Raw genomic sequence first — 21,566 nt, forward strand, 5'->3', positions numbered from 1 at the left:
AGATATTGTATTATGAAATCGATTTTTACACTGCTCTTCATCGGCATACTTTATACTAACATAACTTTTGCCCAAAGTGTCACCATAAACGAAGTACTTGCCTCCAACACTAACGTGAACCAGGATGAGAACGGGAATTACGAAGATTGGGTGGAATTGTATAACTATGGCGCCACACCCATAAATCTAAACGGTTTCGGCCTTTCCGATGATGTGCTCTTGCCTCACAAATGGTCATTTCCTGCGGTTACCTTAAATCCGGGGCAATACCTGTTGGTATGGTGTTCCGATAAAAACAGAACCACACCCGGAAGTCCGTTACACACCAATTTTAAAATTAGCGCTTCACCGGGAGAAACACTGTATCTTACCAACCAGTCAACGCTGAACCTGGCTACTTTCCCCGCCACTGCACTACAGGAAAATATCTCTTACGGAAGGTCGCCCAACGGTACCGGAAGTTATTTTTATTTCAATGTCCCCACTCCGGGTCAGCCAAATTCCACCACAGCCTATTCCGAAGCTATGACCGTGCCTGTATTTTCACAGCCGGGCGGCTTTCGCACTGCCGGATTCAATCTGACGCTTTCCAACGCAACACCTGGCACTACTATCATATACACCCTGGACGGTTCCGATCCCGACCCGAACAATCTGGCGGGCACCACGTATTCTTATAAGAACAGTTACGAGGAACTGGTCGGACAAACCGAAGGGCCATTACTGCAAAACAGCTATCGTTCCTTTACATACACCGCTCCGATTCCCATCGCCAACCGTTCATCGCTCCCTAACAAACTGGCATCGATGTCTTCCACGCATCACAATGTTCCGTATTACATTCCTACCAGTCCCATTTTCAAAGGAACCGTGGTTAGGGCAAAAGTAATCAAAGCCGGATCCATCCCCAGTAAAACGGTCACCAAAACCTATTTCGTTACTCCGTCCGGAAGCAGTGAATTCTCATTACCGGTAGCCTCTTTGAGTTTAACCGAGAGCAAACTTTTTGACTACTCCAACGGTATCTTTGTAGCGGGAATAGTCTTCGATATGTGGCGGGATGCCAATCCGACTGTAGACGCCACCGAATATAATTATGATGGGAATTTCAGGCTTGAAGGCGATCCTACAGAGCGATCCGGAAACTTCAATTACTTTGTAAACGGAACCGAAGTTATTAATCAGGATATCGGAATCCGGATCAACGGTGGTTATTCCCGCGGCTGGCAAAGCAAATCTTTCCGGTTACTGGCCCGAAACGATTATGGAGACGACAGTATGAATTACTCCTTTTTCAATGATGAAAATCTGACAGTTTTTAACCGACTGCTTTTACGAAACGCCGGTGGTGACTTTTTCGACACGATGTACAGAGACGCTCTTGCCGATGAACTAATCAAAGGGATCGGCTTGGAAACCATGGCATATCAGCCGACAATAACTTTTGTCAACGGAGAATACTGGGGAATTTTGAACCTCCGTGAAAGGTATGACAAATTTTATTTCAACAATGTATGCGGAATCGGAGAAACGGAATTGGACTTAATCGAAAACATAAACGAATCCGAAGGAGACACCTTACATTATGAGGCTATGGCCACCTTTCTGAACAACAACAGCTTGGCAATACCTGCAAATTATGATTACATAAAAACACAAATGGATGTAGACAATATGCGGGATTATCATATTGCGAACATTTATTATGACAATACCGACTGGCCTGATGCGAACATGCTCCTTTGGAGAAAAAGAACCGCTTATAACCCAAATGCCTTATATGGACTGGACGGACGATGGCGCGCTGCCATGAAAGATAATGACGATTGCTTTGGCTCAACAAATGGCGTTAACAACCACGATAATTTATTTGTGGCTACGGACACCGACCCTGAAGTGGTGGAATCAACCGTAATACTAAGAAGTTTATTGGTAAATCCTACTTTTAAAAACGACTTCATCAACCGTTTTGCCGATTTAATGAATACCTATTTTCTTCCAAGCCGGTTTATAGCGGTTTCAACGGCCATGAAAAACAGAATCCTACCCGAAATACAGGAACATCTGAACCGATGGCAAGCCTCCGATTTCGAATGGTGGGAAGAAAGTATCGGCAATATGCATAGTTTTGCCAACGAACGCCCTGCCTTCCAAAGACAGCACATCCGCCAGAAATTCGGAATCAGCAGTGACATCAATGTAACCCTAAACGTATCCGATCTGGCGCACGGGTATATCAAAATGAATACGATAGATATTCTTCCGTCAACTCCAGGCGTTCCGTCAACACCTTATCCGTGGACCGGCATTTATTTTCACAACATTCCGGTTAAGATAAAGGCGATTCCGTTACCGGGCTTTGCCTTCAGTCATTGGAGTGGCTCCTCTACAAGTACGACTGCGGAAATAACACTTACACCAGCCGCGGCTATTTCGCTAACGGCACATTTCATCCCATCTGGTAATACAGATGTTCCGGAGATACTATATTTCTGGGTGATGGATACGGACATTCCTAACGATACACCCTTAACATCGCTTGCCTCAACTTATGAATTCGCTGCAAACGGCCTTATACAATATCAGTCTTCGCTGGCGGGCTATCCGTTTACCAATGCAAGTCCGAATTGGCGAAAAGGATCTATGGAGCGACGCAACAATCCCACCCCGCTGAACTACTATCCGGAAGCGAACGAAAATATTACCTATGTGAATTCCAACATGAGAGGACTGCAGATAACACAGCCCTTCCAAAGTGCCGGATTGCAGAATACGATGATTTTTAACCTTTCTACCGCAGGTTATAAGGATATCAAATTTGCCTGTGCGGTTGTTGACGAAGGTGCCGCTACCGGTATCACATTGGAATATGCAACAAATGCGGGGACTCCCGTATGGACCACCGCCGGAATGACCGCTTCTGCTTTTCCAATCACAGCAGCCTATCAACGTATTGAAGCCGATTTAAAATTGATACCAACAGTAAACAACAATCCGAATTTTAAAATACGTCTCCGCTTCACCGGCCCGAACATGACTGCTGATACCGGAATGAGGGTTACTTTCAACAACATTAGCTTGGAAGGAGTGCGACAAACACTATCCGTGGATGAGAGTACCGTTTCCAATTTCATTGTGTATCCGAATCCAATAACGGATGTTCTCCGCATTTCACATCGCTTGGGTAATCTCAACTATAAACTTTTCGCAATTGACGGGAAAATGATTCAGGACGGGAAAATCGAAGGAAGCGAAATTAATCTGGCCCATTTAACCTCCGGTTTGTACTTACTGCAACTGGAAGGGGACGGAAAATCGGAAACGAAAAAAATCCTTAAACGATAATATAATTGCATATCAATTCAGAAGAAGGTGTCCTAAAACACCTTCTTTTTTTATGTCCTGCAAATCCCCATGAAAATCCTGTCACTTATCGTTTTTTAAGGCACTGCGTCGAATATAATATACTGATATCAAGGTTATTACTTAACTTTATGTAAATTCCGTACGCATGAAAAAAATTACATTTTGGATACTAACCACATTGGTTGTTCTAAGTTTCGATACCCTATTGGCGCAAAATATTGTCATTAATGAAATTCTGACCTCAAACAGCACATCCGTAACCGACGAAGACGGCAGTCATGAGGATTGGATTGAATTGTATAACACAGGAGCCACTCCCGTCAATCTTTTAGGCCACGGATTAACCGATGACGGTGCTAATCTGTTTAAATGGACTTTCCCAAGCGTAACACTCAATCCCGGTGCCTATCTGATGGTATGGGCTTCCGACAAAAATCGGGCTGTGGCCGGCAGTCCGCTGCATACCAATTTTAAATTGAGTGGCGTTGGCGAAACCCTGATATTAACCAATCCGTCTGGAGGTAACGTGGGTACGGTGACTCCCGTATATTTACCGGCAGATGTTTCGCACGGCCGATTCCCGAACGGCAGCGGTCCGTATGTTTTCTTCGCAACACCAACACCCAATGCGGCCAACTCAACTACCGCTTATTCGGAAGCGTTGAGTCCTCCCCAATTTTCACATGCTTCTGAATTCAGAACCACCGGATTTGACCTGACGCTTACCTCTTCCAGTCCCGGATCAACAATTCTGTATACCCTGGACGGTTCAGAACCCAATGAAAACAACCTTGCCGGAACAACCTATTCCTATAAAAAAAGTTACCCGGAACTTCCGGGACAAGCTTTTGGCCCTTTTTTTCAGTATAGTTTTCAGACGCAGCAGTATTCGGTTCCCATTCCCATCAGTAACCGATCATCACAACCCAATAAACTCTCAAATATCTCAACCACTTGGGAATTTGCCCCCGAATATTTTCCGAACGGCCCCGTATTTAAAGGTACTGTCGTAAAAGCAAAAGTGATAAAGCCGGGAGCACTTCCCAGCACAACCGTTACCAAAAATTATTTCATTTCGCCACAGGGAATAAACCGGTTTACCATTCCGGTGGTTTCCGTCAGCTTTGATGAGAACTATTTTTATGATTACACTAACGGTCTTTCTGTGGCAGGGGTGGATTTCGACAATTGGCGCATTGCCAACCCAACCGAGGAGGTAAATGAAAATCTCGGTAATTTTAACCGAACAGGCGATTTAACCGAACGAATGGCCAATCTGAATTATTTTGTAAACGGCCAGGAAGTAATTAATCAGAAAGTGGGCCTGCGCATCCATGGCGATCATTCACGAACATATCCCAGCAAATCCATGCGGGTGTATGCACGATCTTCTTATGGTGCTGATAAATTGGAGTATCCCTTCTTTTCCGACGAGCCGTATACCGCCTATGAACGTATTGTGATAAAAAATGCAAGTGGTGACTTTTTCGGTACCATGTTCAGGGATGCTTTGTGCAATGAACTGGTTAAGGATCTTCGCATGGAAACCGAAGCACATAAACAGGTAATCACGTTCATTAATGGCGAATACTGGGGAATATTAGCTCTGAGGGAGCGTTACGACAACAACTATTTCAAACTGGTGTACAACATTGATGCCGTGGACCTATTGGAAAATGAAGGAGACGTTAAGGAAGGAGACGATGAAAATTACCTTTCCTTTATTAACTTCGTAGAGACCAATGATTTATCCCTGAGCGATAAATATGCCGAAATGCAAACTCTGATGGACAAAGATAATTACATGGATTATCACATCAGTAATATTTACATTAATAACGACGATTGGGTAACCAATAACGTTGTCTTTTGGAGAAAAAGAACGAGTTACCAACCTAATGCTCCCTATGGACATGATGGCCGTTGGCGCTGGGCCTTTCACGACGTGACGAGTACTTTTGGCGATCCCGATTTCGATACCTTAGCTGACGCCACCACAACAGATGAGAACATACACGAACTTTGGTCTACACTGATTCTTCGTAAACTGTTGGCAAACAATAGTTTTAAAATTGAATTCATCAACCGTTTTGCCGATTTAATGAATACCAATTTCCTCCCAGGCAGAATCATCTCCCAAATCAACTCTATGGCTGCCGTTATCGCTCCGGAAATGAACGATCAGTATTTCCGGTGGAAAGGTCCTGAAGATGACAGCGACTGGCAGTACCATCTGGAACAGGAAAGAATATTTGCCAATCAACGCCCAAATTATCAGCGCCAGCACATCCGACAAAAATTCGGAATCAGTCAAAACATCAATGCAACGCTAAATGTTTCTGATGCGGCGCACGGCTACATAAAAATGAACACCATAAACGTCAAAGCGGGTACACCGGGAATAACCGGAAATCCCTATCCGTGGACCGGAATTTACTTTCACAATATCCCCGTTAAAATAAAAGCTGTAGCGCTGCCGGGTTATGAGTTTAGTCATTGGACCGGAGCTTCTTCCAGTACCAGCGTGGAAATAACCATCACACCTACGGCTGATTTTTCGGTTACGGCACACTTTATTCCTTCCGGAAATGTGGATGTTCCTCAAACTATTTATTTCTGGATGATGGACACCGATATTCAAAACGATACCCCGTTAACCGATATTGCCGCTACTTTTGAAGCTGCTGCAGAAGGTAATCTGCATTATGAATCCTGTCTTGTGGGCTATCCGTTTTCTGCCGCGAATCCGAACTGGCGAAAAGCCTCCATGGAAAGACGAAACAGTCCAACGTCACTGAATTACATTCCTACTGTAAACCAAAATTTAACTTTTGAAAATTCCCAGATGAGAGGTATCCAGATAAAACAACCTTTTCAGAGCGGAGCGCTGCAAAACAATATGCAGTTTCATTTTTCCACTTTAGGGTATAAAAACATCAAATTTGCCTTTGCGGTTCTGGACGAAGGTGCGGCCAGCGGAATCACAGTCGATTATTCCATAAATCCCGGAACTCCGATTTGGGTAACCACAGGAATGTCAGCATCATCGTATCCCATTTCCAGCACTTATCAGCGAATTGAAACTGATTTTACAGCCATAACCGAAGCCAATAACAACCCTAATTTTAAAGTCCGCCTCCGTTTCACCGGAGCCAATATGACTGTCGATAACGGAAACCGGGTTACCTTTAACAACATAAGCGTCGAGGGAGTTACCTATACATTGACAACTGAAGAAAACGCGATGGCTGATCTTATCGTCTATCCGAATCCGACAACCGGTGTGGTTCGTGTCGTCTACCCGTCGGATGCATTGGATTATTCTATTTACGGCATTGACGGAAGAAAAATTCAGAACGGAAAACTGAATAATAATGAAGTTAATCTTTCCCAATTGCCATCCGGTTTGTATCTGATGCAGTTACAGGATGAAAACGGAAAATCAACCGTTAGGAAAATTATCAAGAAATAATCTTACTATCACTTATCAGATGGGAACGGGTACAAGGCCTCCTCCCATTTTCTGATGGTCAGTCCGAAGGTTTTCTTAATCTTGCTTTTATCCAAAACACTGTATTTTGGCCGTCTTGCCGGTGTAGGGTAAGCCGATGTAGGGATCGGATGCACAGTGATTGTTTTATTGTTGACTTCAAAGATTTTTTTAGCAAAGTCAAACCAACTGCATTGCCCCTCGTTACTGAAATTATAAATTCCGAATTGGGACTCTTTTACCGGATTGGCATGACAAAACACTATCATTCCGATAAGCGCTTCCGCCAAATCGACGGCATGGGTAGGTGTTCCGATTTGGTCATTCACTACAGACAATGTATCCCTTTCGGAAGCCAATCGCAGCATCGTTTTCATAAAATTATTCCCAAATTGCGAATACACCCAAGACGTTCTCACAATAAAGTGTTTTTCCCAAATGGTTTGCAACGCCTGCTCTCCATCTAACTTTGTTTGTCCGTAAACGCCTGTTGGATTTGGAAGATCATCTTCGGTATAAGGCGTTATTTTTTCCCCGTCGAAAACAAAATCGGTGGAGATATGCAGTAAAATACTGTTGTGTTTTTTACAGGCATCGGCTAAATTTTTAGTTCCGATGACATTGATCGCATGCGCATTTTCGTATTCACTTTCGGCTTTATCCACCCCAGTATACGCTGCGGCATTGATGCAAAAATCGGGTTGGTGTTTTGCAAAAACCGATTCGCAATTGGTGCTGTCGGTAATGTTCAGCTCGGAAGAGGAACAGAATACGAAATCAATTTCCGGATAATTTCCGGATACAGACTGTAGTGCCTGTCCTAACTGACCGTTAACGCCTGTAATTAATACTACCATACCTTTTTTGCTTTTTCAAAAGTGGGCAAAACCATATCTTTTTCGGAAATCAGCAATTCGCTTTGCGGTAAACCCCAATCGATACCTAAAGTCGCATCATTATACATAAATCCGCCTTCGGATTCCTTATTGTAAAAATTATCGCACTTATAGAAGAAGGTAGCCGTTTCACTTAAAACCACAAACCCGTGCGCAAACCCACGGGGAACAAACATCTGTTTTTGGTTTTCTGCCGACAAAATTTCAGCAACATACTGTCCGTACGTTTCCGATTCCGGGCGGATATCCACAGCCACATCCAAAACTTCTCCCTGTAGCACACGAACCAATTTTGCCTGAGCATGTTCGCCACACTGATAATGCAATCCGCGAAGAACTCCTTTTGTGGAATACGATTGGTTGTCCTGAACGAAATGTACTTTTTGCCCGGTTCCGTTTTGAAATGTTTGTTCGTTAAAACTTTCCATGAAATAGCCACGGGAATCATTAAACACTTTCGGTTCCAGGATAAAACAGCCGGATAATTTTGTTGGTATGAAATTCATTCTTTTTAGTTTCAGAGTAACTGAGTCCCTTAGTTACTAAGTGTTATTTTGAAATTAAGCTCATTAAATGTTTTCCGTAACCGCTTTTTAATAACGGTTCGGCCAATGTTTTCAATTGAACTGCATCTATAAAGCCCATTCTATACGCTGCTTCTTCGATCGCGCCAATTTTTAAACCCTGACGCTCTTCGATAACCTCAACAAACTGCCCAGCCTGCATTAACGACTGGAACGTTCCGGTATCCAACCAGGCGGTTCCCCGGTCGAGTATACTCACCTGAAGTTTTCCCCTGTTCAGGTATTCTTTATTCACATCGGTGATTTCCAGTTCGCCACGATGACTTGGTTTGATGTTGGCTGCAATCTCCAATACGTCGTTATCGTAGAAATAAATTCCGGGAACGGCATAATTGGATTTAGGCTGTAACGGTTTTTCTTCGATAGAAAGCACTTTGCCATTCGCATCAAAATCAACAACCCCATAACGCTCCGGATCGTGAACGTGATAAGCATAAATAATTCCGCCGTTCGGATTGTTGTTCGCCTGAAGCAATTCCGCCAAACCGGTTCCGTAGAAAATATTATCACCCAGAATTAAGGCAACTTTATCGTTACCTACAAATTCTTTTCCGATGATAAATGCCTCGGCCAATCCGTTGGGATGTTCCTGAACGGCATATTCGAATCGGCAGCCTAAAGAACTTCCGTCGCCCAACAATTGTCGGAACAAAGGCAAATCATGCGGCGTTGAGATAATCAGGATTTCACGGATTCCCGCCCACATCAACGTTGATAGCGGGTAGTAAATCATTGGTTTATCGTAAATAGGCATCAGTTGCTTGCTTACCGCTAATGTTAACGGGTGCAGACGCGTTCCTGATCCTCCTGCTAATATAATTCCTTTCATTTTGTAAGTTGCAAAGTCTCAAAGATGCAAAGATGCAAAGTTGTAACGTGATGTTTTTGAGTTAATAAAGAACAAAATTCCTAATTCCTAATTATATTTTTCTAAATACCACACAATTGTCTTCTTAATTCCGGTTTCGAAATTTTCATCGGCTTTCCAGCCTAATTCGGTTTCGATTTTTGTCGCATCAATGGCATAACGCAAATCGTGCCCCGGACGATCTTTCACAAAAGTGATCTGATCCTGGTATTTCCCTTCGGCTTTTGGTTTCAAATCGTTTAACAATTCACAGATGGTATTGGCAATGTACAGATTGTTTCGCTCGTTTCTTCCGCCGATGTTATACGTTCCTCCCGATTTTCCTTTTCGGAAAACCAATTCAATCCCTTTACAGTGATCCAACACGTACAACCAGTCACGGACATTTTTTCCGTCCCCGTAAATTGGGATATTTTCTCCTGTAAGTGCTTTGCGGATAATCGTCGGAATCAGTTTTTCATTGTGTTGCTTCGGACCGTAATTATTGGAACAGTTGGTCGTTACCACATCCATTCCATAGGTGTGAAAATAGCTTCGCACAATCATGTCTGACGATGCTTTAGAGGCTGAATACGGACTGTTAGGTGCATACGGCGTGGTTTCTTCAAACAATCCGGTTTTCCCTAAGGTTCCATAAACCTCATCGGTGGAAATATGGTGAAAACGTGAAGTTTCATAGCCCGGTTTATACTGATTCGGAGCAGACATCCAATGCTTTCTGGCCACATCTAAAAGGTTGAATGTTCCCAAAACATTGGTTCTGATAAAAGCTTCCGGGCCGGAAATGGAATTGTCCACATGGCTTTCGGCAGCAAAGTGAATAATGTCTTTGAAATCGTATTTCCCGAACAATTCTTCGATAAAAGAACGATCGCAAATGTCTCCTTTCACAAAGGTATAACGCGGATGGTTTTCCACTTCCTTAACATTGTCCAAATCCCCGGCATAGGTTAACAAATCCAGATTCACCAAATGATATTCCGGATTGTTTTCTATAAAATATGATACGAAATTGGCGCCTATGAATCCGGCACCACCTGTAACTAAAATACTTTTCATTAAGCTAAATTTCTTTTTGCCAGTTGCCTTCTGTAAAAACTTCGGAACATGCCAAATAAAACAAATAGCCCGATGAAGAAAACGGGCAAGACCAATTTCATTTTTCCATTCGTCGATTTGGTATTCTTAACATTCAGGATATGACTGTTTTCTTTTACAATTTTATCCGAAGTGATTAGTTCAATTCGTTTATTTCCCTGCTCGTTGATAAGCGCTTCTTTGGTTTTAAGAACTTCATTTAACTGTGTGTTATCATTGTAATACACCAGTTTGTCACTTTTCTGATTACCGCCAACTGCTTTCGAAAACTGGTTCATCACTCCGTTAATCTGTCCAATGATACTGTCGTTTTCTTTGATTTTTACATTAATGTTATTGAGATATTCTTTTTGCAATCCTCTGTAATATTCATTGTCATTCAGATAATCTAAAAGGGGTTCAAGTGTTTTCCCCTCGGAAGTTTTATCGCTGGTAACGAAAGTTATCTTATGATACGAATAATTCTTACTGGTCAAATTGTCCTCCACGATCTTCTTCAAGTCGCCGTCTTCAGCCAGCAACTTAATCATTTCGAAATTTTGCTCATTCCCACTGATAAAACGATAAATATCCGGAATCGGTTCGATTGCGATCTTTGCAAATTTCTTCGGATTTTTGATTCCGATCTGTTTCAGAAAAACGGTGTCTCCTTCCTTTATTTTAGCCGATATTAAATCAACTTTGGAATACAGATAATCCGTACTTCCGAAATTAGGCGTCACAATAACTTCATGATCGTAAACTTTTGTATTCTTATCCATATAAAAACCCAACCCGGCTCCCAGTACAAATAAGATTCCGATAACAATAATATTTCTTCGGATAAATAAAATTCCGTCAAACAACCAATCGATTAACGACTGGATTTTATCTCCTATTTTTTTCGAAAGTTGACCCAAATCGATTTCCTGATCATTCGGGTTAGTCTGAGGACTATTGCTCATAAAAGTGGTATTATTTTATATTAAAGATTTGTTCCAGTATTTTAATGGTGATAAGATACGTAGGTTTTACACCTGTTGTACCCAATCCTCCGGAGGCCAGTGTACTTCCCGTTTCCAAAGGGTTATCCGAAGCATAATAAGCATAACGCACTTTCACATTCGGATTGATGCTTTTTCTGATTTTAGATGCCGACTGCACCGCTTTCTGGTAATAAGCGCCTTCCATTTCAAGACCGATGGCGCCCCAGGTGGAATCGTGAAAAAACTGCAGTAAATCTCTGTTCTGAAGCGAGGTTCCCAAAACGGTAACCATCGGTCCGGCAAAAACGGGAATATCATTGCCTTCAAACATTTCAGCTGTCAGTTCGTTTTCAAACGGATAATTGTCCGCCGTTCCCTCATTGACGTGCGCATTCGGAATCATGATGTCGCCTTTTCCGCCCTGCAGGATTCCGGCTTTACCCATAATCGAAACCGATTCTACATTCAGGAATACTTTCCCGTCAGCGGTTTTATACGGTTTTAATAACTCGTCTATCGTTTCAAAAGCCTGCTCACCAAAGGCATAGTCCATCACAATTAATACCGGCTTTTCTTTTCCGAAAGTCGCTTTGGGAAATGCCGATTTCTTCAGGTCGATTTTAGCCGTGTCAAAAATCTGAACGTCAATATTCGTTCCTGAGGTGTCCGGCAGTGAAATCATTCCGTGTAGTAACGCAAATTCTTCCACTTTCTTGCGTAACGGATCATTTCCGCTTTTGCTTAAATCTTCAAAAATCTGAAAATCATCGCCCGCTTTGTATTTGTTACCCAGAACGGGTTCGGCAAAGATCGAATTCATCACACTGTGCATGTTCGCACTGATAACGTGAATCGGTCGTGCCAGTAAATCGTTCCGCTCTAAAACTTCCTTGATATTGTTGGCCCAGATTTCACCATAAATATGATGTCCCAGGCGCTCTCTTAAAATCGGACTGAACGTAATGGTTCTTTTGTTGTTGTCTACCACTTCTTCAATGGCCAGTTTTCCCAACCAGTAGATTACGTGTAAAAAACGATCCGGTTTTTCTTTGGTTCCGAAACCTTCATAAATGTCGATTACCTCGGCAAAGGTTCTTCCCAAAATATTGGAAGCGTGTGAAATGGCTTTCTCACGGTCTACCAACGTTAATTTTTTATTCTGAAGCACCACCTGTTCCAGTTTTTCCCAATCACGGGTTAACCTTCCTTCTTCATCGATCATTACACGGTCTTTAATTTTATGCGACTCGATAAAAATAAACGTCAAGTGCGTTAAAACATCATAAATGTCTGATCGCCCTCTGGTGATTTCGATGTTCATCTGTTCGTCGTCAATGCGGTAACAGTTTCTTCTTCTTTTGGGAGGAACAATAGGCTGGAAATGTGATTTTGAATAGCCTTCATCCGAAGTTAAATTGATATAGCGGCATTCTTCAATACCTACCGGAAGGCGTTCGATAACATACAGCAATCCGTTTAATTCCACTTTTTCTTCGGCGATGGAACCGTAAATTTCAGGGCGTAATGATAATAATGCCTCACGTAAGGTTTCGCCCGAAATCCCCATTGGTTTATAAAAACCCCTGTTAAACAAATGACGCATGGTAATGTACAGTCGTTCGATAGCTGCCGACGACTCTTGCGCCCGGGAGCGCGAAATGTTCTTTAATTCCTTCATGAACTTTTTTATTTTCTAACCCCAAATATAGTTTTTTATTTTTTAGTTGGTTAAAACGAGACTAATTGCCGGTTCGAAAGTTTTCAGATCGTTTGAAGGGCTTTTGTATTTGTACTTCTTTTGCTTGTGCCACTTTCCTCCGTTGTAGGAAAAGGTGTTTTCTTCATCCACCCAATTTCGAAGGACAAGCGGGTAATAGACTTTCATTAAATGAATCTCCTTTGCATCTCCATATGAAACGGGAGTGTTAAACCGATTTTTTTCAATAATCAGGAGTTCATACCCTACAAAAACCCCTTTTTTAGGGAAAGTTATATTAAATTCCGATAAATCAATCTTGCTTTTATTCCTTCCCTTCCCAACTGTAAAAAGCAAATCCCTATCTAAAAGTTCATCGCCCGGGAAACCTTCATCATTAACGTTATACACATGGACTCTTACCGTCGCATCGTCTATTTCGCTGGCAGTATGAAGCACCATTTGGTTAATAAAATTGGTCTTGCTGTATTTTGGATCAAAAGGAAAATATTTCACATAAATATTCGGTCCATTATGAGCAAAAACATCATACACCCCACTTTTGCGCACCTTCCCAATTTCAATTTCTTTGGTGCGTTTGGATTGCATAATCAGCAGTTCGTCCAACTTAAAAGACGATGTTTTCAGGATAACTTTTCCTGTTTCGGATACTTTTATCTTTTTCGATTCAAAGCCTATGGATGAAAAAACCAATGTTTTGTTCATATCCGAAACCTTAATTTCGAAGTGACCGTTTTCTTCGGAACTAGTGCCAACATTTTCATCTTCCACCCAAATGTTTACATAAGGAATGGGTTTGTTATTTTCGTCTACGACTATTCCTTTCGTTTGGGAAAAAATAGGAAAACTCAGTAAAAGCAACAACGCGAAAAGTCTATTTTCTATCATCTTTGTTCTATGCTCTATTTTCTACACTTTGCTTAATAAATCAGCAATTTTACGGTCATTGGAAAGTCGGGGTAATTTATTCTGCCCGCCCAATTTTCCGATGGATTTCATATATTCCTGAAACCCGTTTTTGGGAACTTTTGTTAGTACCAAAGTGCGTAAAACGTGACCCGCAATAAGATCATCGTAATAAACATTTTGCTTGCGCATGGCTGCATCGATTCGTAACGCGAATGCTTCCGGATTATTGGGTTCGTTTTCAAATTCGATAAACCATTCGTGATACGGCAAACCATTGATTGGATTAATTTGCGGTGCGACGGTAAATTCGTTGATGCGTACCTCCGTTCCTTCCATCGCTTCCTGTAATGCGGCTTCGACTTCTTTTCCGATTACGTGTTCGCCGAAAGCGGAAATGTAATGTTTGATGCGTCCGGAAACGATAATTCGGTAAGGTTTTAAACTCGTAAACTGAATGGTATCGCCAATATTATACGCCCAAAGTCCGGCATTAGTGGATAAAATCAAAACATAGTTAATGCCCAGTTCCACTTCGCCGATAGTGTGTCGTTTTGGGTTTTCGGTGAAAAATTCGTCGGCTTTGATGAATTCATAGAAAATTCCGGAATTCAGCAGCAGCAACATTCCTTTTTCCTTTTGGGAATCCTGATAGGCAAAAAAACCTTCGGAGGCCGGAAACAATTCAATGGAATCTACTTTTCTGCCGATAAGATTTTCAAATTTGGCGCGGTACGGTTCGTAATTTACGCCACCATAAATGAACAGATTGAAGTTTTTGAACAGCTCTCCCACGGGTTTATCTGCTTTGGCTTTCAGTTTCTCAAAATACATCTGTACCCACGACGGAATTCCGGAAATGATGGCCATATTTTCGTTGAAAGTTTCTTCCACAATGGCATCGACTTTCGTTTCCCAATCCTCAATGCAATTGGTTTCCCAACTTGGCAGGCGGTTTTTTTGCAGATAACTGGGAACATAATGCGCCACGATTCCTGAGAGACGGCCCAGTTTGATTCCGTTTTTCTCTTCCAGAATCGGACTCCCTTGCAGGAAGATCATCTTTCCGTCGACAAAATCGGCCTTTCCGGTTTCGTGTATGTAACTTAGAATCGCGTTTCTGGCCGCTTCAATATGATAGGGCATCGACTCCTTGGTAAGCGGAATGTATTTCGCGCCCGAAGTCGTTCCCGAGGTCTTGGCAAAATATACGGGTTTCCCTTTCCAGAGAATGTCTTCTTCGCCTTTTACGACTCTGTCAACATAAGGCCGCAAGGCTTCATAATCGCGAACCGGAACGTTTTGTACGAAATCCTCAAACGTTTTGATGTCCGAAAAATGATGGTCTTTTCCAAATTGCGTGTTTTTTGCTTCAGTAAGCAACTGCTCAAAAACTTTTTGCTGGGTTACAACAGGGTTGTTGGCCCATTTTTGAGTTTTAATATGGATGATGGCAGCGAACTGTCTGGCAAAAAATGCTTTTAAAGACATTGGTATTATGTGTTTGGGAATTTATTTTTTAATGCGGCTTCGGTTGAAAACAGAATAAAGAAAACCACCAATAACGGAAACAGTATTCCCGGAACCAGCAACAACTTTCCTTCTATTTTAATCAGCAAACCCAGAAACGAAGTTAGCAGTAAAAAAACACTGCCCTGAGCCATTTTCACCGTTGAAAAATGTTGGGCAAAATGCCAGCGTTCTTCCGATTTCATAGAACTCGAGGTCCTGTATCCGTAAAGGGAATTTATTTTTTTTGGAGGAAAAACATACATCACTATTGCGGCAATCATAAAAATAGTACCACACAGTAAAGGCATTTGCAATAAATTGGCGGTCCACTCCATCAGTTCTTTTTGTTTTTGTTTTCGACTTCCTTCCGCAATTCCAATTCGGATTTGGACGGCTCCATCACAAGGGTTTCCGGATCGATTTCTTCGGCCACGATAATGGAATCGATGTTAAATTTGGCATATTCCAAATCGCCGTTGAGTACTTTTTTAATCGACTCCACATACAAATTGTTGCGTTTCATGGCTTTTTCCAGCGAGTCTGATTTAATAGCCAATTCTATGGCCTGTCGTTTTAATTCGGTTGAAGCATACCCGGGAATGTATTCACGAAGCGGCGTGAAAGCGATGATGTACGTAGTCACGAAAATAATCAGCAATGCGCCTACGGTTGCCACGACAAAGACATTCATCAGGGTCAATTTAAGTGAAAAAATTTCTGCAAAAGTATCTTCATTCAATATGACCAATCGGTTTTTACTGAAGAGTTTTTTCTTGATTAATTGTCGTTTCAGTCTTTTTTCGGACATGCCTTTTGGTTTGATTCACAAATATAAAAAATATCGTCTTGGATTGCGTGGGGTTTGTGTAAACCTTTTCATCATTTGGTTAAAGAAAACCTAAATTTAGGCCAGTTTCTTTAAAAACAACGGCTTGGTTGTTTGACAAATGGATTTTATAGCTAACTTTGTCCCACAATTTTGAATTAAATTATCAAAAACATAATTAAAGAGTCATGGGAAAATTTGGTGCAACCGAAATAATTTTAATTGTTGTAGTGATTGTTTTGCTTTTTGGAGGTAAAAAAATCCCGGAATTGATGAAAGGTTTAGGAACCGGAATCAAAGAATTTAAAAACGCTTCCAAAGGTGAAGATCAGGCTCCTGCAGCAAAAAAAGAAGACGAAGAAAACAAACAATAGTTTTTATAAATTCCAAAGAATAAATCCCAAACGCTTTATCGGTGTTTGGGATTTTCTTTTTTTATACTTTTGAAAAAAAATTGAATGAAAAAATTATACTTTTTCTTTTTTTTAATTACTCTGAATTTTGTTTCTTTTTCTCAAAATTCTGCCTCTGTAGCACAAACTTTTGGTTCATTTCCTGGATTTAATGGTTCTGTTTCTTCTGTGACGCTACAACCAGATGGAAAAATGATTGTTGCAGGGGGCTTTATTGCTTATAAAGGAATAACTGAAAATAGAATTATTCGTTTAAATGCTGATGGATCCAAAGACACTTCTTTTAACATGGGGACTGGATTTAATAACTCTGTTTATTCGATAACACTACAACCGGATGGAAAAATTATTGTTGGAGGTGATTTTACCACTTATCAGGGAACAGCTGCAAACCGTATCATTCGTTTAAATGCTGATGGGTCTAAAGACGTTTCTTTTATTTTTGGAATTGGGTTTAATGGGCCTATTTATTCAACGATTGCACAACCGGATGCAAAAATTATCGTTGGTGGCGATTTCACATCTTATCAAGGAGTAACTCAAAATAGAATTATCCGTTTAAATGCTGATGGATCCAAAGATACTTCTTTTGACATAGGAATTGGATTTAGTGCCGATGTTAGGTCAACTTCGCTACAACAGGATGGAAAAATGCTTGTTGGAGGTGATTTTACTTTTTATCAAGGAGCAACTGAAAACCGTATCATTCGTTTAAATTCGGACGGAACCAAAGACACTTCTTTTAACACGGGAACCGGATTTAATAACCCTGTTTATTCCACGATAATGCAACCGGATGGAAAAATTATCGCAGGCGGTCTTTTTACCACTTATCAAGGAGCATCTGAAAATAAAATTATTCGTTTGAATAGCGATGGTACTAGAGATCCTTCTTTTAACACCGGAACTGGATTTAATAACCAAGTTTATGCAATGATTGTGCAACCGGATGGGAAAATCATAGTTGGAGGTGATTTTACTTCTTATCAAGACCTGACGGAAAATAGGATTATTCGTTTAAACAGCAATGGAACCAAAGACACTTCTTTTAACACGGGAAGCGGGTTTAACGGTAAAGTTGTTTCAATTGCACAACAAACTGAAGGAAAAATTATTATTGGCGGTTGGTTTACTTATTATAAAGGACTGTCGGAACATTATTTTATTTATTTAAATTCGGATGGAACCAGAGACACTTCTTTTCATGCCGGAACTGGATTTAATGGACAGATTTATGCAACAACGGTGCAGCCTGACGGGAAAATTATTGTTGGAGGTGATTTTACCTCATACAATGGAGTGCCTGAAAATAGAATCATTCGTTTAAATTCGGATGGGACCAAAGACACTTCTTTTCATACAGTAACAGGGTTTAACAACCAAGTTCTTTCAATAGCACTGCAGTCTGACGGAAAAATTATTGTTGGGGGTTTGTTTACTTCTTATGATGGGGTAACCGAAAACCGAATCATTCGCTTTAATTCCGATGGGACCAAAGACACTTCTTTTAACACGGGAACCGGATTTAATTGGCCGGTTTATTCAATCGCCATGCAATCTGACGGAAAAATAATTATCGGAGGTAATTTTATTTCTTATAAAGGAATAACTGAAAACCGGATCATTCGTTTAAATAGCGATGGAACTAAAGATACATCATTCAACACAGGAACCGGATCGAATAATGATGTTCATTCAATACTAGTGCAACCTGACCAAAAAATTATCGTTGGTGGTAATTTTACTGCTTTTAACGGTGTGAGCCAAAATTATATTATTCGCTTAAATTCGGATGGAACCAAAGATACTTCTTTTGATATTGGAAGTGGGTTTAACAGTTCTTTATATTCATTAGCACTACAAGCTGACGGGAAACTAATAGTTGGAGGCTCTTTTACCGGTTATAACGGAGTCCTTTACAACCATATCGTTCGTTTAGATTCGAACGGAACTAAAGATACATCTTTTGCTGTCGGGTCTGGTGGATTTAATAACGATATCCATTCAATATCGATACAGCCTAATGGGAAAATTATTGTTGGCGGTTGGTTTACTACTTATAAAGGGTTTTCCGAAAACTTTATCATTCGCTTAAATCCGAATGGACTTAAAGACACTACTTTTAACGCTGGAAGCGGGTTTAATGGGGTTGTTAGATCAACCACGCTGCAACCTGATGGAAAAATAATTATTGGTGGTAATTTTACTACTTATCAAGGCACCATTAGTTCTTCTAAATTAATTGTTCTTAATGGAGATGCGGTATTGTCTAACCAAGATTTTGTGAATGAAAATCATGTTTCTTTATGGCCAAATCCGACACAAAACATTTTAAATATTAACAACTTAAACCATGTTATAAGCACGGTAAGTATTTATAATCTTGAAGGTAAATTAATACATGAAAATACCAATGCAGGTACAACTATAGATGTAAGTAATTTGGCTTCTGGTTTGTATTTAGCTGTAATTAAAACCGAAAAGGGCGCTTTTACTAAAAAGTTTATTAAAGAGTAACTTCTTTAAGTTCTGATTTTAGAAATCCAAAATTCCGATTTATAAAGTGGAATTTTGGATTTTTATTTTTGCTCTTCGAAAAGCTCCTAGTGGCATATTTACAAAATCATCGAAAGCTGAATCCGTTTTCGGTCTTCATCCACTTCGGTGACTTTCACCTGAACGTGTTGGTGCAACTTCACCACTTCATTCACATCGGAAACGAAACCTTCTTTCAACTGAGAGATGTGCACCAAACCGCTTTCCTTGATGCCCACATCCACGAAACATCCGAAATTCGTAATGTTGTTCACAATGCCCGGCAATACCATTCCGGTTCGCAGGTCTTTGATGGTTTTCACATTCGGATCGAACTCAAACACTTTCGCCGCTTTTCTCGGATCCAGTCCCGGTTTTTCCAACTCTTTCAGAATGTCTTTCAATCCTAAAATCCCGATGTCGTTGGTGATATAGTTTTCCGCTTTAATCAACGCGATTTTTTCTTTGTTGGCGATTAACTCATTGGTTTTGATTCCCAAATCTTTCGCCATTTTTTCAACAATCCCATACGCTTCAGGATGTACCGCCGAATTGTCCAACGGATTTTTCCCTTCTTTGATTCGGATAAACGCCGCTGCCTGTTGGAACGCTTTTTCGCCCAGACGCGGCACTTTTTTCAATTGTTTTCGGTCTTCAAACGGACCGTTTTCACTACGGTAAGTCACAATGTTCTCAGCCATTTTCTCGCCAATTCCCGAAACATAACTCAACAACGATTTACTCGCCGTGTTGATGTTAATACCGACCGAGTTCACACAACGGATTACGGTATTGTCGAGTTCCTCTTTCAGTTTGGTCTGATCCACATCGTGTTGGTACTGGCCTACGCCGATGGATTTCGGATCGATTTTTACCAGTTCGGCTAACGGATCCGACAAACGTCTTCCGATGGAAACCGCGCCACGAACCGTAACGTCATAATTCGAAAATTCTTCCCTTGCGATTTTCGAAGCCGAATACACGGATGCACCCGCTTCGGAAACAATGAACACCTGAACCGGTTTGTCGAAGGCAATCTTCTTGATGAAAAATTCGGTTTCACGGGATGCGGTTCCGTTTCCTATGGAAATCGCTTCAATGTTATAGGCATTCACCATCGAACGGATTTTCTTCATCGCCATCGCCGTTTCATTTTGCGGTGCGTGCGGAAAAATGGTTTCGTTATACAGCAAATCGCCTTTCTCATCCAGACAAACCACTTTGCATCCGGTTCTAAAACCAGGATCAATAGCTAAGATTCGTTTTTCTCCTAAAGGCGAAGCTAATAAGAGCTGACTCAAATTGGCCGCAAAAACCTGGATGGAATTCACATCCGCTTTGGCTTTGGCTTCCTGCAGGGTCTCATTGGAAATGGCCGGTTCCAGCAAACGCTTGTAACTGTCCTTGATGGCCAATTTCAGCTGAACTGCCGTCTCGTTATTATTTTTGATAATGTTGTCTTCGATAAAACTCAGCGCCTCTTCTTTTTCCACTTCCACCGAAAGTTTTATGAAACCTTCATTTTCAGCGCGAAGCATCGCCAATAATCGGTGGGCCGGCGCTTTGGAAACCGGTTCGCTCCAATCGAAATACTGTTCGAATTTTTTAGCACCGTCTTCCTCTTTTTTGGCTTTGACGACCTTTGTTGCAATAGTCGCCTTGCGCTGAAACATTCTTCGAAGCGTTTTACGGATGAAAATGTTTTCGTTGATCCATTCGGCAATGATGTCTCTGGCGCCCTGTAATGCATCGTCTTCGTTGGCTACCTTATCATTCAGGTATTTGGACGCGATATATTCGACATCGTCCGAATTTTGTGCCATGATGATTTTCGCCAACGGTTCCAATCCGTTTTCACGTGCGGTATCGGCTTTGGTTTTCTTTTTCTTTTTATACGGAAGGTAAAAATCTTCCAGTTCCTGCAAATCGAAACTGTTCTCAATTTTTTGTTTCAGTTCGGGTGACAACGCATTCTGTTCTTCTATCGATTTTAAAATGCTTTCTTTTCGTTTCACGATTTCGGTAAACGCTTTGCTGTATTTGGCAATGTTTTCAATCTGGACCTCATCGAGATTTCCGGTTTTATCTTTTCTATACCGTGCAATAAAGGGAATGGTGCAATCCTCAGACAATAATTGAAGAGTGGCTTCTATGTTTTTGGAAGCTGTCGGAACAAACTTCAGGATGTATTCTGTTGCTGTCATTGTATTTTGAAATAAGAATGCTAAAATAGCATCTTTGGGATTAATTTCACCATACCTTTCTTTTTATCTTTTTGTACTGATTCTCCGGATCTTTTTACCAGTAGCCAAAATTTAACGTGTATTACTCGGTGAATTCCCGTATTTTTCTTACCTTTATAACTCCCTGATTTACAGTGTTTAATAGTT

General features: G+C 41.1%; 15 protein-coding genes. 4 read left to right on the forward strand and 11 right to left on the reverse strand.

The window, feature by feature from the left end; translation table 11 throughout:
• The first annotated feature begins 12 nt into the window (after window positions 1-12).
• Both FLJC2902T_RS15685 and FLJC2902T_RS15690 read left to right on the forward strand, forming a co-directional pair.
• Window positions 13-3,345, forward strand: a complete 3,333-nt coding sequence (locus FLJC2902T_RS15685) for a CotH kinase family protein (protein WP_023578181.1) — start codon at window positions 13-15, stop codon at window positions 3,343-3,345.
• 166 nt (window positions 3,346-3,511) lie between these two features.
• Window positions 3,512-6,838, forward strand: coding sequence for a CotH kinase family protein (locus tag FLJC2902T_RS15690; RefSeq protein WP_023578182.1), 3,327 nt, complete (start codon window positions 3,512-3,514; stop codon window positions 6,836-6,838).
• An 8-nt stretch (window positions 6,839-6,846) separates the two neighbouring features.
• Here the strand turns inward: FLJC2902T_RS15690 and rfbD are convergent, their stop codons facing one another.
• The 10 genes from rfbD to FLJC2902T_RS02395 form a co-directional block, all read right to left on the reverse strand.
• A complete protein-coding gene (rfbD, locus tag FLJC2902T_RS02350; protein ID WP_035676751.1) occupies window positions 6,847-7,713 on the reverse strand; it encodes a dTDP-4-dehydrorhamnose reductase in 867 nt (288 codons plus the stop codon).
• Entirely contained in the window at window positions 7,707-8,258 is a 552-nt protein-coding gene (rfbC, locus tag FLJC2902T_RS02355; protein ID WP_023578184.1) for a dTDP-4-dehydrorhamnose 3,5-epimerase, read from the reverse strand. The genes rfbD and rfbC overlap by 7 nt, the downstream gene beginning before the upstream one ends.
• A 43-nt stretch (window positions 8,259-8,301) precedes the next feature.
• On the reverse strand, window positions 8,302-9,165 hold the full coding sequence (gene rfbA / locus FLJC2902T_RS02360; protein ID WP_023578185.1) for a glucose-1-phosphate thymidylyltransferase RfbA: 864 nt from the start codon (window positions 9,163-9,165) through the stop codon (window positions 8,302-8,304).
• Window positions 9,166-9,252: 87 nt separating this feature from the next.
• Window positions 9,253-10,263, reverse strand: a complete 1,011-nt coding sequence (gene rfbB, locus FLJC2902T_RS02365) for a dTDP-glucose 4,6-dehydratase (protein WP_023578186.1) — start codon at window positions 10,261-10,263, stop codon at window positions 9,253-9,255.
• Window positions 10,263-11,246, reverse strand: coding sequence for a hypothetical protein (locus tag FLJC2902T_RS02370; protein WP_035676753.1), 984 nt, complete (start codon window positions 11,244-11,246; stop codon window positions 10,263-10,265). The genes rfbB and FLJC2902T_RS02370 overlap by 1 nt, the downstream gene beginning before the upstream one ends.
• 10 nt (window positions 11,247-11,256) lie before the next feature.
• Window positions 11,257-12,945, reverse strand: a complete 1,689-nt coding sequence (locus FLJC2902T_RS02375; RefSeq protein ID WP_023578187.1) for a DUF6909 family protein — start codon at window positions 12,943-12,945, stop codon at window positions 11,257-11,259.
• Between the two features lie 42 nt (window positions 12,946-12,987).
• A complete protein-coding gene (locus FLJC2902T_RS02380; protein WP_023578188.1) occupies window positions 12,988-13,872 on the reverse strand; it encodes a carboxypeptidase-like regulatory domain-containing protein in 885 nt (294 codons plus the stop codon).
• A 21-nt stretch (window positions 13,873-13,893) separates the two neighbouring features.
• Window positions 13,894-15,381 carry a GH3 auxin-responsive promoter family protein gene (locus FLJC2902T_RS02385; RefSeq protein ID WP_023578189.1) on the reverse strand — a complete coding sequence of 496 codons (1,488 nt, stop codon included), beginning with the start codon at window positions 15,379-15,381 and terminating at the stop codon, window positions 13,894-13,896.
• A gap of 5 nt (window positions 15,382-15,386) precedes the next feature.
• Window positions 15,387-15,737, reverse strand: a complete 351-nt coding sequence (locus tag FLJC2902T_RS15695; RefSeq protein WP_051364222.1) for an SdpI family protein — start codon at window positions 15,735-15,737, stop codon at window positions 15,387-15,389.
• Entirely contained in the window at window positions 15,737-16,210 is a 474-nt protein-coding gene (locus FLJC2902T_RS02395; protein WP_023578191.1) for a hypothetical protein, read from the reverse strand. Before FLJC2902T_RS02395 ends, FLJC2902T_RS15695 begins: the two co-directional genes overlap by 1 nt.
• A 206-nt stretch (window positions 16,211-16,416) precedes the next feature.
• Between FLJC2902T_RS02395 and tatA the strand changes: the two genes are divergently transcribed.
• Together tatA and FLJC2902T_RS02405 are read left to right on the forward strand one after the other, a co-directional pair.
• Window positions 16,417-16,602, forward strand: coding sequence for a twin-arginine translocase TatA/TatE family subunit (gene tatA, locus FLJC2902T_RS02400; RefSeq protein WP_023578192.1), 186 nt, complete (start codon window positions 16,417-16,419; stop codon window positions 16,600-16,602).
• A gap of 84 nt (window positions 16,603-16,686) precedes the next feature.
• Entirely contained in the window at window positions 16,687-19,158 is a 2,472-nt protein-coding gene (locus FLJC2902T_RS02405) for a T9SS type A sorting domain-containing protein (RefSeq protein WP_023578193.1), read from the forward strand.
• 98 nt (window positions 19,159-19,256) lie between these two features.
• Here the strand turns inward: FLJC2902T_RS02405 and FLJC2902T_RS02410 are convergent, their stop codons facing one another.
• On the reverse strand, window positions 19,257-21,380 hold the full coding sequence (locus tag FLJC2902T_RS02410) for a Tex family protein (RefSeq protein ID WP_023578194.1): 2,124 nt from the start codon (window positions 21,378-21,380) through the stop codon (window positions 19,257-19,259).
• Between the last annotated feature and the right edge of the window lie 186 nt (window positions 21,381-21,566).

This window comes from Flavobacterium limnosediminis JC2902, assembly GCF_000498535.1.
Lineage (GTDB): Bacteria > Bacteroidota > Bacteroidia > Flavobacteriales > Flavobacteriaceae > Flavobacterium > Flavobacterium limnosediminis.